Here is an 18,441-nt window from a genome sequence, read left to right on the forward strand (position 1 = left end):
TGCTCTCCCGCTTCGCGTCTGGATGATCAGCCCATGTCCGCCTTAGCCTCCGTCACCTGGCCGCCTTCGCTCTGGGCCGCGACCGCGCCCGCCGGTCCGGTTCTTGCGGAGCTGAATGGCGATGTTCAGGCCGATGTGGTGGTGATCGGCGCCGGCTTCACCGGGCTTTCCACCGCGATCCATCTGCGCGAGGCCGGTGTCGAGGTCGTCGTGGTCGAGGCGGCCGAGCCTGGCTGGGGTGCCTCGGGGCGCAACAACGGCCAGGTCATCCCGACGCTGGCGGGGCATGATCCCTCCGCCATGGTCGCAAGGCATGGCGAGGCGGGCGAGCGCTTCAACGCGGTGCTGCGCGACAGCGCACAGTATCTCTTTGACACGATCCGCAAATACGACATTGCCGCCGAGGCCGAGCAGGCGGGCTGGGTTCAGCCGGTGCATTCGCCCGGCCGTTTCAGGCTGGCCGAGAAGCGCGTGCGCGAATGGTCGACGATCGGTGCGCCTGTCGAACTGCTCGATCGGGCGGCCACCGCGCAGATGACCGGCTCCGAGGCCTGGTTTGGCGGCTTCTGGAACCGGACCGGCGGCCATATCAACCCGCTGGCGCTGGCGCGCGGGCTGGCCGAGGTCGCGCTGAAGCTGGGGGCGGTGATTTATGCGCGCTCGCCCGTCGCCAGCATGACGCGCCAGGGTGATCGCTGGTTGGTGAAGACCGCGACGGGCTCGGTGACGGCGCGCGCGCTGGTGCTGGCGACCAACGCCTATACCGACGAATTCGAAAGCGGGCTCGCCCCCGACATCGCTGCGGAAGTCATCCCCGTTCTGTCCTGGCAGATGGCGACAAAGCCGATCAGCGACAACATCGCCAAGACGATCATTCCCGGCCGTCAGGCGATGTCGGATACCCATCGCGAGCTCTATTTCGCCCGCTGGGACGCGCGCAACCGGCTGGTGACGGGCGGGGCGGCGGTGTTTCCGGGCGCCGGCGGCGACAATTTGCGGGGGCCCGTCGCCGAGCGGCTGAAGCGGCTCTGGCCCCAGTTGGGCGAGGTCTCCTTCGATTACGTCTGGTCCGGCTATATCGGCATGACGCCGGATGATGTCCTTAAGCCCCAGGTGCCGGGCTATCCGCGCATCCACCAACTGGGACCCAATGGCTTCGGCTGGGTCGGCTGCAACGGGCGGGCGGTGGCGCTCTCGATTTCGCTGGGGCGCGAACTGGCGCAGGCGACGCAAGGTGTGCCGCTCTCGACGCTGGGCCTGCCGCTGTCACAGCCGAAGGCCCAGCCGATGCGGAACGTCGTTCGCAGGATCGCGCCGCTGGCCCTGCCGCTCTACAGGGCGCTCGACGCCCGGGAGATCTAGCCAACGCCGCCGCGAGCCAACGCGATCATCCGGCCAGGGCGGCGGGCCTGCGTCCTCCGCGGGCTTCGGGTGATGGGCGGCGAGTTTCTCCCGGACCACCGACAGGAAGCCCGCGAAGAGCGGGGCGTCGCGATTGCGGCTGACGAACGGGAACGCAATCGGCAAGCGCTTCGGCAGCCACCCGGCGCTGCGCGGCATCGATCTCGACGTCGCGTCCGGTAGCGTGCTCTTGCTACGCACCTCATTTGTCGCCGCAAATTTACAAAGCAATTTCAATCATATAATTGCTTTCAGATCGGTCCGTCCTGGCCATTCATACACCTTCTGGACTGCAAATCTGGTCTTGCGACCGCAGCAAAGGTCTCTTCTGCCGATGGTGTCTCCCGAGCGCGTCCATCTCATCACCGGCGCGGCGAGCGGCATCGGCCGGGCGACAGCGCTGCGGCTGGCCCGGCCCGGCGTCGGGCTCGTGCTGCATACGGGCTCGAACGAGGCCGGGCTCGCGGCGGTCGCGGCCGCGGCGGCGGAATCGGGCGCCGTCGTCGTCACCCTGCTGGGCGACATCGCCGAGGCTTCGACGGTGGAGCGCGCGGTGGCGCTGGCCGATGAACGCTTCGGCCGGCTCGATGCCATCGCGGCCGTGGCGGGGCATGCCCGCAAGGGCGGCATCATGGATCTGGCGGAAGCGGAGCTGCGCGGCGCCGTCGAGGATTCGGTCGTCGTGCTGCTGCGGCTGGCCCGGCTGGCGCGGCCCCTGCTCAAGGCAAGCGGCAGCGGGCGCATCGTCGCGACGTCCTCCTTCACCGCCCATGCGCTGCGCACCGACATGCAGCCCTTCGCCGCCACCGCCGCCAGCCGCGCGGCGCTGGAGACGACGGTCCGCCTGATGGCGCATGAGCTGGCGCCCGACGGCATCACGGTGAACGCGGTCGCGCCTGGGCTGATCCGCAAGGACGAGGGCAAGGGCAGCAAGCTCGCCGCCGAGGCGATCGCCCGGATGGAGGCGATCATCCCGATCGGGAGGCGCGGCCTTCCGGAGGAGGTTGCGGCCGCGATCGCCTTCCTCGCCTCGACGGAAGCCTCCTACATCACCGGCCAGACGCTGCATGTGGACGGCGGGCTCGTCTGAGTCGCTGAGCCGGCGACGCGACTTGCTCTAGCGCAAAGACGGGCGCGCGGTACCGCTTATGTTTCTTCGCCGAGCCGGTCGACCGGCACAGGGGGAAACGGCCGTGCAAGCGCCTGGGACGACCTATCTCGACGAACGCCTGCCACGCTACACGAGCTATCCGACGGCACCGCACTTTGCGGGCGATGTCGACGGCGATTGCTACGGCGACTGGCTTTCGTCGCTGCCCTCCGATGCGAAGGGCTCACTCTATCTGCATGTCCCGTTCTGCCGGTCGATGTGCTGGTATTGCGGCTGCCACACGACGGTGGCGCTGCGCGACCCACCAATCGGCGCCTATCTCGCCGTGCTGCGGCAGGAGATCGAAGCGGTCGCGGCACGTCTGACGACACCGCTCGACGTCCGCCATGTCCATTTCGGCGGCGGCACGCCGACCATCCTGGCGCCGAAGGATTTCGTCGATCTCATCGCACTGCTGCGGGAGCACTTCTGCCTGCATCGTGACGCCGAGATCGCGGTCGAGATCGACCCGCGCCATCTGTCGCCGGCGATGGTCGAGGCGCTGCGCGAGGCCGGGGTCAACCGCGCCAGCCTCGGTGTGCAGAGCTTCGATCCGGACGTCCAGCGCGCGATCAACCGGGTCCAGAGCGTCGACCGGACCGCCGCGGTCATCGCGCAACTGCGCGAAGCCGGCATCGGCGGGGTCAATCTCGATCTGATCTACGGACTACCGCGGCAGAGCACAGCCTCCTGCATCGAGACGGTCGAGCATTGCCTGGCGATGGCGCCGGACCGGTTCTCGATCTTCGGCTATGCCCATGTGCCGGACTTCAAAAAGCACCAGCAGCGGATCGCGCTGGCGGATCTGCCCGATGGCGCGGCACGTCACGAGCAGGCGGAGGCGATGGCGCAGCACCTCGTCGCGGCCGGGTATGTGCGCATCGGTCTCGATCATTTCGCCCGACCCGGGGACGAGATGGCGCAGGCGCTCGGCAGCGGGCAGCTGCGGCGCAATTTCCAGGGCTACACCACCGATGGCTGCGAGGCTCTGATCGGCTTCGGCGCCTCCGCGATCGGGCGGCTGCCGCAGGGCTATGTCCAGAACGAGGTGGTCACCGGCCGCTATGGCGAGCGCGTCCGCGAGGGAGGGCTGGCGACGGTGCGCGGCTACCGGCTCAGCGACGACGACCGGCTGCGGGCGGATCTGATCGAGCGGCTGATGTGCGACCTTTCGGTCGATGTCGAGGCGGTCTGCGCGCGCCATGGTGCCGATCCGGAGGAGCTGGCGCCGTCGTTCGCCCGGCTCGCGCCGCTGGTGCAGGACGGGATGGTGCAGCGCGACGGCGCCGTCATCCGCATGCCGGACCGGGCGCGGCTCCTGGTGCGCAAGGTCGCCTCGGCGTTCGACGCGCATATCGACCAGCCGGCGCGGCGCTACAGCCGCGCCGTTTAGCAGCGGGATCGAAAAGATAGTGCAATCCCGCGACGACGGATTGCCTTAGCGGCTGGACGCTCCGAAACGACAGCGACGGACCGCCCCGCCCATGACGACTCCCGCCCTCGTGATGCTCCACCGCGCCGTCTCCGCGCCGCCCGCTTCTACCGCGGGTCAGGGGCTCGGTCCGGCCGATCCCTTCGCGGCGGGCCGCGAGGTCGTCTGGCGGTCGGACGCCGCGGCAGCCGGGCGGGCGGCCTTCGCCGGCGCCGTCGAGATCGACGCTTTCCCGCATACGGAGACGCTGGTCGTGCTGGCGGGCGCGCTCACGCTGTCGGTCGAGGGTGCGCCCGCGCTCACCGTCGGGGCTCACGCGGCGGTGGTGATCGGGCGCGGCACGAAATTGCGTGTCGAGGCGGCGCCGGGCACCTTCTTCGCCTTCCATGCGCAGATCGCCGGCGCCTGCGCGCTGCCGGGTGCGACGCTGATCACCCGGAATCTGCCTCTGTCGCCCTCGACGCCGCCGGCACCGGAGGTCCTGCTCGGCCCGGCGCCGCAATGCCGCAGCCACAACGTCTTCACCGACGAGGCCGTGCAGCTGCGCGCCGGCCTGTGGGATTCGACGCCCTATGCGCGGATCTCGCGGCCGCACCGCCTGGCCGAGCTGATGCACATTCTCGAAGGCGCGGTCGATCTCACCATCGCGGACGGCACCGTCGTCACCGTGGCGCAAGGCGAGACCGTCTTCGTGCCGCAGGGCGCGCCCTGCGCCTGGACCAGCCGCGTCCATGTGGCGAAGGTCTACGTCGTTCAGGAGAGCGTCGGCTGATGGGCGATACGTTGATCCGGGAAGCGGCTCTGCTGCGCGATATCGCGCCGGCCGATGCCGCCGCCGGTGCCGGCCTTGCCCGTGCGGTCGGCTGGCCCCACCGGGCCGAGGACTGGGCGATGGCGATCGGGCTCGGTCGCGGCGTCGTCGCGACGGTCGGCGAAGAGGTTGTGGCGACCGCGCTATGGTGGCCCTATGGCGAGCATCATGCGACGCTCGGCATGATCATCGTGTCGCCGGAGCATCAGGGCGGCGGCCTCGGGCGGCGGCTGATGCAGTCCTTGCTGTCACAGGCCGAAGGGCGATCGCTATTGTTGAACGCCACTGTCGCCGGCCAACCGCTCTATGAAAAGCTCGGCTTCGTCCTCTGCGGGGCGATCCGCCAGTATCAGGGCGAGGTCGGCGCCGATCCCATCCTCGCTCTCGCCAATGGCGCCACGCTCCGCCCGGCTGCGCTGGCCGATCTGCCGGTGCTGGAACAGCTTGACCAGGCGGCCACCGGCCTGCCGCGCGGGCCGCTGCTGCGGGCGGTGCTGGAGGCGGGCGAGGGGACCGTGCTGATGCGCGGCGGCGAGGCCGCAGGCTTCAGCATGGTGCGCCGCTTCGGTCGGGGCCTCGTAATCGGACCCGTGGTGGCCGCGGACCTCGCCGATGCGCGGGCGCTGCTGGCGCATGGCTTGCAGGCGAGGCAGGGGCAGTTCGTGCGGGTGGATGTCGAGGACGGCTCGCCGCTCGTCGATCTGCTGACGGGAGCTGGCCTGAAGCCGGTCGATGGCGTCAACAGCATGGTGCGCGGCAACCTCCCCCGGCCTGCGGGCCCGGTCAGCCGCTACACGCTCGCCAGCCAGGCGCTGGGCTGAAGGGAAGACGATGGCACTGCTCTACAAGTCGGACCCCGCGCGCGGCGCCGAATGGGCCAAGATCCTCGCCGAGAAGGCGCCGGACCTCTCCTTCCGGATCTGGCCCGACATCGGCGACCCGGCCGAAATCCGCTATTTCGTCGCCTGGATGCCGCCGGACGATCTGGCCGAGCGCTTCCCCAATCTCGAGCTGCTCATGTCCTCGGGCGCCGGGGTCGATCATCTCGACCTGTCGAAGCTGCCGCCGGACCTGCCGGTGGCGCGTATGGTCGAGACCGGCATCGTCGACGGCATGGTCGAGTATGTCTCGATGGCCGTGCTCGGCCTGCATCGGGATCTGATCGACTATGTCGGCCAGCAGCGCGCCGAGATCTGGCAGCAGATCCGCGTGCGCCCCGCTGCGACGCGGCGGGTCGGGGTGCTCGGGCTGGGCATGCTCGGCGAGGCCTGCTGCCGCATGCTGCGCACGCTCGGTTTCCAGGTCGCCGGCTGGAGTCGCTCCGGGCGCGAGATCGAGGGCGTGACCTGTTTTGCGGGCACGGAGAGCCTGCCGGATTTCCTGGGCCGGACCGACATCCTCGTCTGCCTGCTGCCGCTGACGGATGAGACGCGCGGCATGCTCGGCGCCGAGCTCTTCGCGCAACTGCCGAAGGGCGCGCGGCTGGTGAATGTCGGCCGTGGCGGTCATCTCGACCAGGAGGCGCTGCTGGCGGCGCTCGACAGCGGCCAGATCTCGGCCGCGGTGCTGGACGTCTGCACGCCCGAGCCGCTGACGCCGGGCCATCCCCTCTGGAGCCATCCGCGCGTGCTGCTGACCCCGCATATCGCCAGCATGACGCAGCCCGAGACGGCGGTGGACCTCGTGCTGGAAAACCTGCGCCGCCACAAGGCGGGCGAGCCGCTGCTGGGAGCGGTCGACCGACAGCGCGGCTACTGAGGCTCTCAGCCGCCTTCCCAAAGGCGAAGCACGATCTGCTGCGCGAGGCGGCGAAATGGGCAGGTCGTGTCACGCGCGGAGCCGAAGGCCGCGCCGACGGCTTCCGGGGCCGTTCTAACCTCTGCGCAGGATGGTTGATCCATCCGCGGAGGTCGAAGAGGTCCATGCACGAGCCAGCCCCGGTCGAGCCCGCCCTGCACGAAAGCGGGATGACGATGTCCGCGCAGCCCGCCAGCCACGGGATCCGGCGCGCGCTGCGTCATATCGAACGCCATTTCACCGATGCGATCTATCTCGAGGATCTCGCGGCGCTGGCGGGCCTGAGCGTTTGCCGCTTCGTGACGGTGTTCCGCCGCCAGGTCGGGCTGACGCCGCACCGCTACATCTGCCATCGCCGGATCGGCTATGCGAAGCGGCTGCTGCGCGACGGCGTGCCGATGGCGCAGGCGGCGTCCGAGGCCGGCTTCTTCGACCAGAGCCATTTCTCGCGCCATTTCAAGAATATCTGCGGCATCACGCCCGGACGCTATCTGCGCGAGATGGGCGGGATGCCGCGCCGGCGACCGGGGGGCGAGACCTCGCTCCAGAGCGCCGCCTGAACCCTGTCAAACCACCACCGATCTGCGCCGCAGGAGCCCGCCATGACCGTCAATTCGCTCGAAGCGCTCGACCGCCTCCATTGGGTCCACCCGGTCGCCAACTGGGCCGGGCACGAGAAGCGCGGCGTCACCATCATGAAGTCGGCCAAGGGCGCCTTCATCACGGATTCGGAAGGGCATGAGCTGATCGACGGCTTCGCCGGCCTGTGGTGCGTCAATGTCGGCTACGGCCATGAGAGCATCGTCGAGGCCGCAGCCGCGCAGATGCGCGAGCTGCCCTATGCGACCGGCTATTTCTCCTTCGGCAGCGAGCCCGCGATCCGGCTGGCGGCCAAGCTCGCCGAACTCCTGCCGGGCGATCTCAACCACATCTATTTCTCGCTCGGCGGCTCGGATGCGATCGACGGGGCGCTGCGGCTGATCCAGTTTTACTACAACGTCACCGGGCGGCCGACGAAGAAGGCGATCCTCTCGCTGGAGCGCGGCTATCACGGCTCGAGCTCGACCGGGGCCGGCGTCACCGCGCTGCCGGCCTTCCATGCGAACTTCGATTTCCCGGCGCATGTCCGGCACTATGTCGCCGCGCCTTACGCCTATCGCAATCCGACCGGCTCCGACGACGCCTCGGTGATCGAAGCCAGCGTCGCCTCGCTGCGGGCCAAGGTGGCGGAACTGGGTGCGGAGAATGTCGCCGCCTTCTTCTGCGAGCCCGTGGTCGGCTCGGGTGGCGTGATCGTGCCGCCGAGGGGCTGGCTCAAGGCGATGCGCGACACGGCCACTGAGCTCGACATCCTGTTCCTCGCCGACGAGGTCATCACCGGCTTCGGCCGGACGGGGCCCATGTTCGCCTGCGAGGGGGAGGGTGTGGTGCCGGATCTGATGACGATGGCGAAGGGGCTGACCTCGGGCTACGCCCCGCTGGGCGCGCTGGCGATCGGCGAAAAGATCTATCGCGGCATCAAGGACAATGCCCCGGAGGGCGGCCCCATCGGCCATGGCCAGACCTATTCCGGCCATCCGGTCTCGGCGGCGGTCGCGCTCGAAGTGCTCCGGCTCTACGACGAGGGCGGCATCCTGGCCAACGGCCAGCGCGTCGGCGCCTATTTCGAAAAGAAGCTCGCCACTCTGGCCGATCATCCGCTGGTCGGCGAAGTGCGGGCGCGCGGGCTTCTGGCCGGGATCGAGCTCGTCGCCGACAAGGCGAGCAAGGACAAGCTGCCGCGCAGCGTCAGGCTGGCCGATCATCTCTTCGCCCGTGGCTATGCCAATGGCGTGATCTTCCGCGCCTTCGCCGACGACATCATCGGGCTGGCGCCGCCGCTCTGCTGCAGCGAGAGCGAGATCGACCTGATCGTCTCGCGCCTGCGCCAGACGCTCGACGACATGCTCGATCTGCCCGAGGTGCAGGCGGCTCTTGCGCCCGCAAAGGCGGCCTGAGGCGGCGCGATCCTTGCTTTGCCCGGAGGCGCCGACGGTCTAGGTTGACGCGACGGCGGCGGCTCCGCGAGGGGCTGCGCGCCGGGGGTGGGGTGAGGCTTTCGACGTGACACCGGGCGTGCGGCTCGACCGCATCGACATGAAGATCCTGATCGAGCTGCAGAACAACAGCCGGATCACCAACGTCAATCTGGCCGATGCGGTCGGCCTTTCGCCGAGTCCCTGCCTGCTGCGCGTCAAGCGGCTGGAGCAGGCGGGGTTCATCTCCGGCTATGGCGCGACGATCAACCTGCAGAAGCTCGGCGAGACGATCACCGTCTTCACCGAGGTGACGCTGGCCGACCACACCAAGGAGTATTTCATCCGCTTCGAGACGGCCCTGCGCCGGGTCGACGAGGTGGTGGAGTGCCACATGGTCAGCGGCGGCTACGACTATCTCGTCAAGTTCGTCACGCGCGGGCTGACGCATTACCAGTCGCTGATCGAGACCCTGCTCAACCGCAACATCGGCATCTCCAAATACTTCAGCTATGTCGTGATCAAGTCGCCGATCCAGAAGCCGGGTTATCCGCTGCCGGTTCTCTTCGACGTATGAGCGACGCGGGTCCCTGACCCGTCATTGCGAGCGCAGCGAAGCAATCCAGGGGGACGTCGGGCGGGCGACTCTGGATTGCTTCGCTATGCTCGCAATGACGGCTGGATTCAGCCCAGCGCCTGGTTGACCAGCCCGAAGATGCGTGCGGGGCCGGTGGGGCCGTGGGCCCTTCCGCGGATCATCGGGGTGACCGTGTCGAAGATCGTCAGGCCGCAGGATTCGAGGAAGGCTCCGAAGGCGCCCTGCTCCTGCGCGGTGTCGACACGCAGGAATTCGCCCTGATGGGCCTCGACATGCGGCGTGAGCAGCGCGATCGCCATCGCGTCATCCTCCGCCACGATGGGCCCGACGACATGGCCGCGGCCGAAGGGGCGGCAGAGGGCGAAGCCGACGACCGCACCGTCGCACTCCACGAGCGTGCCCACCGAGGTCGAGAGCAGCGCGGCGAGGGCCTGATGCCGGTCGGCGCCATAGGCGCTTGCGTCGAGGGCGGCGAGCGCGTCGAGATCGGTCGGGGCCACCGGGCGCAGGCCGGGCAGGGCGGCGACGGGGGCAGGAGGCGGCAGCGCCTTGCCCTGATGCTGGAAGACGCGGCCGACCGGCTCGAAGCCGAGCGAGCGGTAAAGCCGGTAGCCGGCCTTGGTGGAGTTGAGGCGCAGGTCGCGCGTGCCCGACTGCGCGAAGATCATGTCCATCAGCTCGCGGCCGGCCCCCTGGGCCTGCAGGCGCGGCGAGGTGATGACCATGCCGACGGTTGCGAAGCTCTCGCCGAAGGGCCACCACATCGCCGAGCCCAGCACCCGGCCGATCGCGTCGCAGGCGACGATGCCGTGGCCGAGTCCGATGACGAGCCGCCAGTCCTCGGGGCGATGCGGCCAGCCGACGCCGATCGAGAGTTGATGCAGCTGGTCGAGATCGGCCTCCGCCATCGGCCGGATGGCGATCTCGTAGCCGAGCCGGCGCTTTGCCGTTCTGTAAGCCAAGGCCTGTGCCTCACGGGAAGTCGCCGATCATAGGGCCGCCGAGGCCACTCGGGAATAGCATAATTCATACAATACAGCAGGTTAGGGTCGTGCAAGCTGCGTGTTCTCCGCCCCGGTACGGCGGCCCGTCGCGCCTGCGCGCGGGCGCCGGCCCGGCCCGCTCCCGATCGAGGCCGATCCGAGATGAAGCTCGAACCCTATTGGCTGGCCTCCGCGCCGCGCTTCACTTCGGGCTCGACGGAGCCGGTCGAGGGGCAAGTCGATGTCGCGGTGATCGGCGGTGGCTTCACCGGCCTGTCGGCCGCGCGCAGCCTGGCGAAGGCGGGTGCGCGCGTCGCCGTGCTGGAGGCCGGCCGCGTGGTCGGCGAGGCCTCTGGCCGCAATGGCGGACACTGCAACAACGGCCTGGCGCATGACCTCGGCGGCCTCGCGGCGCAGATCGGCATCGAGCGGGCGAGCGCGCTGTATCGCGTCTTCGACGATGGCGTCGACACGGTCGAGGCGCTGGTGAAGGAGGAGGCGATCGACTGCGACTTCACCCGCACCGGCAAGATCAAGCTCGCGGCCAAGCCCGGGCATTTCGCCAAACTGCAGAAGAGCGCCGATCTGCTCAAGTCCACCGTCGAGCCCGACCTCGAGGTGGTGGCGCCGGGCGAGGTCCAGAGCGAGATCGGGTCCTTGGGCTTCCATGGCGGGCTCGTCTTCCCGCGCAGCGCCCATATGCATATGGGCCGCTTCGGCGTGGGTCTGGCGGAGGCCGCGGCCCGGGCGGGGGCCCAGATTCATGAAGGCGCCGCGGTGACGTCGCTCCAGCGGATCGCCGGGCAGGCGCATCGCGTCGTCACGACGCGCGGGTCGCTGGAAGCCAAGCAGGTGCTGCTGGCGACCGGCGCCTCGCGGCAGGGACCTTTCGCCTGGCTGCGTCGGCGGATCGTGCCGGTCGGCAGCTTCATCATCGCGACCGAGCCGCTGTCGGACAATCTCGCGGTCTCGATCATGCCGACGCGCCGCACGGCAACGACGACGATGAACATCGGCAACTACTTCCGGCTGACGCCGGACAACCGCCTGATCTTCGGAGGCCGGGCGCGCTTCGCGCTGTCGAGCCCCTCTTCTGACGCCAAAAGCGGCGCCATCCTGAAGGCGCGGATGCTCGAGCTGTTCCCACAGCTCGCGCAGACGCGGATCGATTATTGCTGGGGCGGGCTCGTCGACATGACCGCCGACCGCCTGCCGCGCGCCGGCGAGCGCGACGGCGTGTTCTACGCCACCGGCTATAGCGGCCACGGCACGCAGATGTCGGTGCATATGGGGCAGATCATGGCCCGGGTGATGGGTGGTGAAACCGCGGCCAACCCGCTCGCCGGGCTCGACTGGCCGGTGGTGCCCGGCCATTTCGGCCCGCCCTGGTTCCTGCCCTTCGTCGGAATGTACTACCGCTATCAGGACTGGCGGCACTGAGGCCGATCCTGCCGGCCCTCAGCCCTCATCCTGAGGAGCGGGCGAAAGCCCGCGTCTCGAAGGATGATTCAGGGGGCTCGCGAACCCTCTAGACCATCCTTCGAGACGCCGCTGCGTGGCTCCTCAGGATGAGGGCTGTGCGTGCGCCGACGCTGGCTCACCCGCCAATGTCGATCAGCACCGTCTTGTGGCGCAGATTGGCCTCGACCGCCTGGCGGCCGAGGTCCTTGCCGATGCCGGAGCTCTTGTAGCCGCCCGTCGGCAGGATGAAGTCGAGCGTGCGGCTGTAGCGGTTGATCCAGACGGTACCGGCCTTGAGCGCCCGCATCGCGCGCAGGCCGCGGCCGAGATCGGCGGTGTAGACGCCCGCCGCGAGCCCGTATTCGGGATGATCGGCGAGGCTCAGCCCCTCGGCCTCGTCGTCGAAGGCCTGGATCGTCAGGACCGGGCCGAAGATCTCCTCGCGCACGGCTGCCGTCTGCGCGGTCACGCCGGCGAGCAGGGTCGGCTGGTAGAACGCGCCACCATGGCCCTCGATCCGCGCCCCGCCGAGCAGGCATTCCGCGCCCTGAAGGCGGCTGCGCGCGAGGATGTCGTCGATGCGCCTTGCCTGCGTCTCCGAAATGATCGGCGCATAGCCCGTTGCGGCCTTCCAGGTCGGGCCCGGCGCAACCGTGGCGAGCCGCGCCTTCAGCCGTGCCACCAGTTCGTCCATCACGGAACGCTGGACGATCAGCCGCGAACCGGCGACGCAGGCCTGGCCGGCATTGGCGAGCAGGGAGCCGGCGATGCAGGCGGCGGCCTTGTCCAGATCGGCGTCGGCGAAGACGAGCTGCGGGCTCTTCCCGCCGAGTTCCAGCGTCACCGGCTTGATGCCGGTTTCGGCGGCGGCCTTCATCACCGCGATCCCGGTGCGGGTCGAGCCGGTGAAAGAGAGCTTGGCGAGGCCGGGATGGCGAGAGAGTGCATCGCCGGTGACGACGCCATTGCCCTGCACGACGTTGAAGATGCCGGCAGGGATGCCGGCTTCCACGGCGAGTTCCGCCAGCCGCACGGTCGAGAAGGGCGTCAGCTCCGAGGGCTTGAGCACGATGGCGTTGCCGGCGGCCAGCGCCGGGCCGACCTTCCAGGAGGCCATGCTGAGCGGGAAGTTCCAGGGCGTGATCGCGCCGACGACGCCATAGGGCTCCGCGACTATCAGGCCGAGATGGTCCTGGCGGGTGGCCGCGACCTCGCCGCCGAGCTTGTCGGCCCATTCCGAGAAGAAGCGGATGCCTTCGGCGACGCTGGCGACGTCGCCGGTAACCGCCTGCGCGATCGGCCGGGTCGAGCCCACAGCCTCGAGCCGGCCGAGTGCGACGGCGTGCTCCTCGATCAGATCGGCCCAGCGCCGCATCGCGCGGGCGCGCTCGCGCGGCGGCTGCGTCGCCCAGCCGCTCGCCGCGACCGCCTTCGTCGCATTGGTGACGGCGCGGTCGACGATGGCGGCGTCGGCGATCGGCAGATCGGCGTAAGTCGCGCCGTCCGAAGGGCGAGCGACGTCGATGCGCTCGCCCGCCTGGACGACCTCGCCGCCGATATAGTGGCCGGTCGCAAAGGCGACCGAGTCCGGCGCGAAATCGGCCATCGTTTCAGAGCCCGACGAGGCCGGGGAGCCCGTCGATGCCGCTGATCTCGCTGTAGCCGTAATAGGGATTGGGCGGCTCATGGCCGCGATTGACGAAGACGCGCCGGCCGATCTTCATGTCATGGGCCGTCATCAGGTCGTAGCGGAAGCTCGACGAGCAGTGCATCACATCCTGCGGCCCGCAGCCGAGTTGATCGAACATATATTCGAAGGCCTGCATGCGGGGCTTGTAGGCCTGGGCCTCCTGCGCCGTGTAGGCGGCATGGAAGGGCGCGCCGAGCCTGGCGACCGAATGCGGGATCAGGTCGGTCATCGAGTTCGAGAGGATGACGAGGGGAATTTCCCTGGCGACCTTGGCGAGGCCGGCCGGCACGTCGGGATGCGGGCCCCAGCCAGGAATCTCGTCGATGATTTTTTGTGCGTCGGCGGGATCATAGGCGAAGCCGTTGAGCTTGCAGGTCCGCTCGACCGCGTTCCGCACGACGTCCTGATAGGGTTTCCAGGGGCCGAGCACCTCGTCGAGTCGATAGCTGCTGAAGTCGTCGACGAAGGCGTCCATCTGCGCAGGCGACAGGCGCGCCCCGTAGACCCGCCGCGCGGCGGGACCCATCTCGAAATAGATCAGGGTGCCGTAGCAGTCGAAGGTGATGAATTTCGGCCGCCAGGTGGTCATGGTCCGCGCTCGCTCTGTCGGAGGGGCGGACATCGCCGCCGATGAGCCGAGACTAGCGGCAGGGGGCAGGGGCGGGCGCGGATTTGCGGGCCGGCGGCCCAAGAATCTGCCGATCAATCCGGCATCGGCAGCATGGATTGCCACGCCGCCGGTGGGCGCGTCAGAACTCGCCGACCTCGCCCTGCGACCCGTCGAGGAGGCGGGCATGGCGGAAGGGGCGGGGGTCGACGATCGGGGTGTCGCCGGTGGCGAGATCGGCGGCGAGATGGCCGGCGCCGGGGCCGAGCCCGAAGCCATGGCCGCTGAGGCCGGCGGCCAGGACGAGGCCCTTCAGCCCCACGGTCGGCGAGATCACCGGCACCGCATCGGGCGTCGAGTCGATATAGCTGCCCCAGCTCTCCCGCACCGCGACGCTGCGCAGCGTCGGCACCAGCGAATGTGCGCGCTCCAGCAGTGTCGCGATCGCCTTGCGGCTGGGGGCGGGGTCGAGCACGCGGATGCGCTCGAACGGGGTTTCCTCGTCCAGCGTCCAGTTGCCCAGCGCCTCCGGCCCGCTGAAGAAGGAGGAGCCGATGCCGAATTCGACGGCCTTCAGCCGCTTGACGAACATCGGCATGAACTGGCGGGCGAAGCGGATGCCCTGCGGTGTCAGCTCGAGCGTGCCCTTGCCACTGATCGCGATGGTGTAGCTGCCGTCGAGGCGGCGCGTCAGGGCGATCTCAGGCGTGTAGAACGCCTCCAGCCAGGCGGGCGCGATCTCCGTGCGCAGGCTGGTGACGCGGATGCTGGCCTGCGGGAAGAGGACGCCGTGATGGCGGCAGAAACCCGAGGCCCAGGCGCCGCCAGCGAGAATAACCGACTGGGTGCGGATCGTGCCTGTCTCGGTTACGACGCCGGTGACAGTGCCGTTGGCAATGTCGAGCCCGCGCGCGGCGCAGCCCTGATGGATGGTCGCGCCATGCTGGCGGGCGCCGAGCGCCAGGACCGGTGCGGCGAGCGCCGGCTCGGCCTTGCCGTCGGTCACCGAATGCACGCCGCCGAGCCAGTTGCGGCCGGTGCCCGCCGTCATGGCGGAGGCTTCCGGCCCGGTCAGCATTCGCGTCTCGACGCCGAACTGCGTCGCCGTTTCGCGCCAGCGCTCCCATTGGGCGATTTGCGCGGCGTCATTGCTGGCATAGACCAGCCCGCAGCGGCGGAAGCCCGGATCCTCGCCGATCTCGCTGGCTAAACGGTCCCACAACTCCATGGAGCGCATGGCGAGCGGGAGTTCGCGCGCATCGCGGTTCTGCTGGCGGCACCATCCCCAGTTGCGGCTCGATTGCTCGCCGCCAACGACGCCCTTCTCGACGAGCGCCACCGAGCGGCCGCGCTTCGCCAGGAAATAGGCCGCTGCCGTACCGACGATGCCGCCGCCGATGACGACGACATCGGCCTGCGCGGGCAGGGCGCCGTCGCTGGCGATGGGCTTGATCGTGGGGCTCATGGCGTGTCTCCGGCAGATCCAGGCCGGACCACTAGCGGCGTTGAGCGCCGCTGCCTTGGATCATTTTCGCATCAGGCGGCCAAAGCCGCCTCAATGGCGGCCGCAACGGCGAAGAGTGTCGCGTCGCCCCCGGTCTCGCCCATCAGCATCAGCCCGACGGGAGCCTCGCCGGGGCGGTTGCAGGGCAGGCTGATGGAGCAGCGGTCGAGGAAGTTGCCGAGGCTCGGATTGCGCAGCAGAAGCGCGTTGAGACGGTAATACTCCGCGTCCTCGGCCAGTTCCGCGATGCGCGGCGCCACGATCGGGCAGGTCGGCATCAGCAGCGCGTCGAAAGGGGCGGTCAGCGCGTCCATCGCCGCGACGATGCGACGGCGTGCCGCGGTCAGGGCGACATAGTCGGCCGCCGTCATGGTCGCGCCAGCCTCGATGCGGCTGCGCACGCGCTGATCGTAGAGCGCGCCCTTCGCGGCGAGAAGATCACGATGCCAGTCATAGGATTCCGGGCCGGTGAAGCCGCCGCGGGTCATTGCAGGCGCGATGTCGAGCAGGGGCGAGAACGAGACCTCCGTGATCCGCGCGCCCTGCGCCGCCAGCGTCGCGACCGCGCGCTCGAAGGTGGTGGCGACGGTCGCGTCCATGCCGTCGCGCATGATCTCGCGGGGAATCGCGAGGCGCAGCCCCGCGAGCGGGCGCGGTATCGGCAACGAAGGGGTTTCTCCGGCGAGTACCGCATCGACGATGGCGCAGCAGGATACGCTGGCGCCGAGCGGCCCGAGCGAATCGAGGCTGCCGGAGAGGGGCACGACGCCGTCGAGGGGCACGCGGCTGGCGGTCGGCTTGTAGCCGACGATGCCGCAGAGCGCGGCGGGGATGCGGCAGGAGCCGCCGGTGTCGCTGCCGAGCGCAACCACCGCCATGCCGTCCGCCACCGCGACTGCCGAGCCGGAGGAGGAGCCGCCGGGGATGCGGGCGGAGGAACGGTCCCAGGGGCTGAGCGGCGTGCCGTAATGCGGGTTGGCGCCGATGCCGGAATAGGCGAACTCGGTCATGTTGGTGCGGCCGACGGGAATGAAGCCCGCCGCCAGCATGCGCGCGATCGTCGGGGCGTGGGTTTTCGCCGGGGCGGCGCCGGCGAGCGCGCGCGAACCCGCCGTCGTGACCTCTCCGGCGACGTCGAACAGATCTTTCACCGCGAAGGGGATGCCGGCATAGGGCGAGGGCGCGCGCCCGGCCCGGCGCAGGGCGTCATGGGCATCGGCGCAGGCACGGGCTGCGTCGGCCGCTACGGAGATGAAGGCACGGGCGCCCTCGCCGGCCGGATCGGCGATGGTCGCCAGGCAATCCTCGACCAGCGTGCGCGCCGTGGTGGCGCCGCTCGCAAGCGCCTCGGCGCAGCCTTGCACGGTCCGCAGCATGATCGTCTCTCCCGATGAAGTCAGGCGTCCGGCTTACCGCTGCGTGCCCGCGAAATCCATGCCGGGGCAGCGGTCCTCCTCGCCCCGCTCACATCAGCCCGGGTTCGCCCAGATCGGTGCCGTCGACGAGGCGGCTGTAGCGATAGGGGTGGGGATCGACGATGGGGGCGTCGCCGGCGATGAGATCAGCCGCGAGCTTGCCCGCTGCCGGGCCGACGCCGAAGCCGTGGCCGCTGAAGCCGGCCGAAACATAGAGGCCGGGCAGCTTGTCGATGGGAGAGATCACCGGCACCCAGTCGGGCGTGAAATCGATCAGCCCGCCATATTTCTGGACGATTTTCACGTTGGCGAGCTGCGGATAGATTTCGGCGATGCGCTTCAGCGCGAACGAGATCAGCTTCTCCTGCGGCGGCGGATCGAAGGTGCGCATCCGCTCGAAGGGGGAGACGCTGTCATTGCTCCAGCGCATCAGCGCCTCCGGCCCGGCGAAGAAGGTCTTGTCCGCGGTGATCGTCAGAAGCTTGTGGCGCTTCTTGAAGGTGCGCCAGAACGGCTTGGCATACATCATCCCCTGTGGGCTCAGCCGCAGCAGGCCGCGGCCACTGATGCCGATCGTGTAGCCGCCGTCGAGCCGGCGCCGGAAGGTCACGTCCGGCGTCGAGATGCCGCCCTGCGTGATGTCGGGGCCGTCGATGGGGGCGGTGAAGAAGGAGGTCGACTGGACGCCCGCCATCGGCATGTCGATGCCGTGATGGCGGCAGAACATCGAGGTCCAGACGCCGCCGGCGACGAGCACGCTGCTGGTCCTGATCGTGCCCTTCTCGGTGACGACCGCCGAGACACGCCCTGCCGTGGTTTCGAGGCCGCGTGCCGCGCAGTCCTGGTGGATGGTGACGCCGAGCTTGCGCGTGGCTTCCGCGAAGGCCGGCACGGCCAGCGCGGGCTCGGCCTTGCCGTCACTGGGGGAATGCACGCCGCCGATCCAGTTTTCGGTCGAGCCCGGCGACATCTCTTTGGCCTCGGCGGCGGAGAGCACGCGGCTGTGCATCTGCATCTCGCGGGCCTTGTCGATCCAGCCGGACCAGGCCGCGAGATCGGACGGTTTGGTCGTGACATAGACGAGGCCGGTGTGGCGGAAGCCGGTCTCGGCGCCGAGCTCCTCGTTCATGCCCTTCCACATTTCCAGCGCGCGCTGGGCGAGGGGCAATTCGCGCAGGTCCCGGTTCTGCTGGCGGCACCAGCCCCAATTGCGGCTCGACTGCTCGCCCGCGACATAGCCCTTCTCGACCACCGCGACGGAGTGGCCCTTCTTGGCGAGGTTATAGGCGGCGGTGATGCCGGCGACACCGCCGCCGATGACCACGACGTCGACGGATTGAGGCAGCGTTTCGTCGCTGTGGATGCGGGTGACCGGGGGCGACATGGCTGCGGCAGTCCTTCGGCAGAAACCGGAAACGGGGCCTCGATAGCACCGCATCACGGCAGAAGCCTATGCCAAAGGCGTGCCGTCAAACGGCATAATCTGTGCACCTGTCCGAGATCATCGGTGTTCGATACCGCCGACGTCGCCTAGCGTGAAGGGAAGGCCGACAATCGGCCAACCGCGAGTGCTTGCC

General features: G+C 69.3%; 16 protein-coding genes. 10 read left to right on the forward strand and 6 right to left on the reverse strand.

Annotation, left to right across the window (positions count from 1 at the left end; all coding sequences use genetic code 11):
• The first annotated feature begins 33 nt into the window (after window positions 1-33).
• The 9 genes from SJY11_RS10210 (at window position 34) to SJY11_RS10250 (ending at window position 9,183) form a co-directional block, all read left to right on the forward strand.
• The gene (locus SJY11_RS10210; RefSeq protein WP_376986481.1) at window positions 34-1,362 is read left to right on the forward strand and encodes an NAD(P)/FAD-dependent oxidoreductase; all 1,329 of its coding nucleotides are present in this window, start codon (window positions 34-36) and stop codon (window positions 1,360-1,362) included.
• Window positions 1,363-1,735: 373 nt separating this feature from the next.
• Window positions 1,736-2,491 (forward strand): SDR family NAD(P)-dependent oxidoreductase, encoded by a 756-nt coding sequence (locus tag SJY11_RS10215; protein ID WP_376986482.1) that lies wholly within the window; start codon window positions 1,736-1,738, stop codon window positions 2,489-2,491.
• Between the two features lie 103 nt (window positions 2,492-2,594).
• Window positions 2,595-3,944: an oxygen-independent coproporphyrinogen III oxidase gene (gene hemN, locus SJY11_RS10220; RefSeq protein ID WP_376986484.1), complete on the forward strand. Its 1,350-nt coding sequence runs from the start codon at window positions 2,595-2,597 to the stop codon at window positions 3,942-3,944.
• Window positions 3,945-4,035: 91 nt separating this feature from the next.
• Window positions 4,036-4,755, forward strand: a complete 720-nt coding sequence (locus tag SJY11_RS10225; RefSeq protein ID WP_376986485.1) for a cupin domain-containing protein — start codon at window positions 4,036-4,038, stop codon at window positions 4,753-4,755.
• Window positions 4,755-5,615, forward strand: coding sequence for a GNAT family N-acetyltransferase (locus tag SJY11_RS10230; RefSeq protein WP_376986486.1), 861 nt, complete (start codon window positions 4,755-4,757; stop codon window positions 5,613-5,615). Before SJY11_RS10225 ends, SJY11_RS10230 begins: the two co-directional genes overlap by 1 nt.
• A 10-nt stretch (window positions 5,616-5,625) precedes the next feature.
• On the forward strand, window positions 5,626-6,552 hold the full coding sequence (locus SJY11_RS10235) for a 2-hydroxyacid dehydrogenase (protein ID WP_376986488.1): 927 nt from the start codon (window positions 5,626-5,628) through the stop codon (window positions 6,550-6,552).
• A gap of 164 nt (window positions 6,553-6,716) precedes the next feature.
• Entirely contained in the window at window positions 6,717-7,151 is a 435-nt protein-coding gene (locus tag SJY11_RS10240; protein ID WP_376986489.1) for a helix-turn-helix transcriptional regulator, read from the forward strand.
• A gap of 42 nt (window positions 7,152-7,193) precedes the next feature.
• A complete protein-coding gene (locus SJY11_RS10245; RefSeq protein ID WP_376986490.1) occupies window positions 7,194-8,588 on the forward strand; it encodes an aminotransferase class III-fold pyridoxal phosphate-dependent enzyme in 1,395 nt (464 codons plus the stop codon).
• Between the two features lie 118 nt (window positions 8,589-8,706).
• Window positions 8,707-9,183 (forward strand): Lrp/AsnC family transcriptional regulator, encoded by a 477-nt coding sequence (locus tag SJY11_RS10250; RefSeq protein ID WP_376989294.1) that lies wholly within the window; start codon window positions 8,707-8,709, stop codon window positions 9,181-9,183.
• A 107-nt stretch (window positions 9,184-9,290) separates the two neighbouring features.
• On the opposite strand, the gene SJY11_RS10255 is transcribed toward SJY11_RS10250, so the two are convergent.
• The gene (locus SJY11_RS10255) at window positions 9,291-10,166 is read right to left on the reverse strand and encodes a GNAT family N-acetyltransferase (RefSeq protein ID WP_376986491.1); all 876 of its coding nucleotides are present in this window, start codon (window positions 10,164-10,166) and stop codon (window positions 9,291-9,293) included.
• 183 nt (window positions 10,167-10,349) lie between these two features.
• Between SJY11_RS10255 and SJY11_RS10260 the strand changes: the two genes are divergently transcribed.
• The gene (locus SJY11_RS10260; protein ID WP_376986492.1) at window positions 10,350-11,627 is read left to right on the forward strand and encodes an NAD(P)/FAD-dependent oxidoreductase; all 1,278 of its coding nucleotides are present in this window, start codon (window positions 10,350-10,352) and stop codon (window positions 11,625-11,627) included.
• 157 nt (window positions 11,628-11,784) lie between these two features.
• Here SJY11_RS10260 and SJY11_RS10265 read toward each other — a convergent pair whose 3' ends face one another.
• The 5 genes from SJY11_RS10265 to SJY11_RS10285 form a co-directional block, all read right to left on the reverse strand.
• Window positions 11,785-13,254, reverse strand: coding sequence for an aldehyde dehydrogenase family protein (locus SJY11_RS10265; protein ID WP_376986493.1), 1,470 nt, complete (start codon window positions 13,252-13,254; stop codon window positions 11,785-11,787).
• Window positions 13,255-13,258: 4 nt separating this feature from the next.
• Entirely contained in the window at window positions 13,259-13,927 is a 669-nt protein-coding gene (locus tag SJY11_RS10270; RefSeq protein ID WP_376986494.1) for a haloacid dehalogenase type II, read from the reverse strand.
• A 160-nt stretch (window positions 13,928-14,087) separates the two neighbouring features.
• Entirely contained in the window at window positions 14,088-15,410 is a 1,323-nt protein-coding gene (locus SJY11_RS10275; protein ID WP_376986495.1) for an NAD(P)/FAD-dependent oxidoreductase, read from the reverse strand.
• Between the two features lie 71 nt (window positions 15,411-15,481).
• The gene (locus SJY11_RS10280) at window positions 15,482-16,825 is read right to left on the reverse strand and encodes an amidase (RefSeq protein WP_376986497.1); all 1,344 of its coding nucleotides are present in this window, start codon (window positions 16,823-16,825) and stop codon (window positions 15,482-15,484) included.
• A gap of 88 nt (window positions 16,826-16,913) precedes the next feature.
• A complete protein-coding gene (locus SJY11_RS10285; RefSeq protein ID WP_376986498.1) occupies window positions 16,914-18,248 on the reverse strand; it encodes an NAD(P)/FAD-dependent oxidoreductase in 1,335 nt (444 codons plus the stop codon).
• Between the last annotated feature and the right edge of the window lie 193 nt (window positions 18,249-18,441).

Origin of the sequence: Allobosea sp. R86505, assembly GCF_042466375.1 — a bacterium.
GTDB lineage: Bacteria > Pseudomonadota > Alphaproteobacteria > Rhizobiales > Beijerinckiaceae > Allobosea.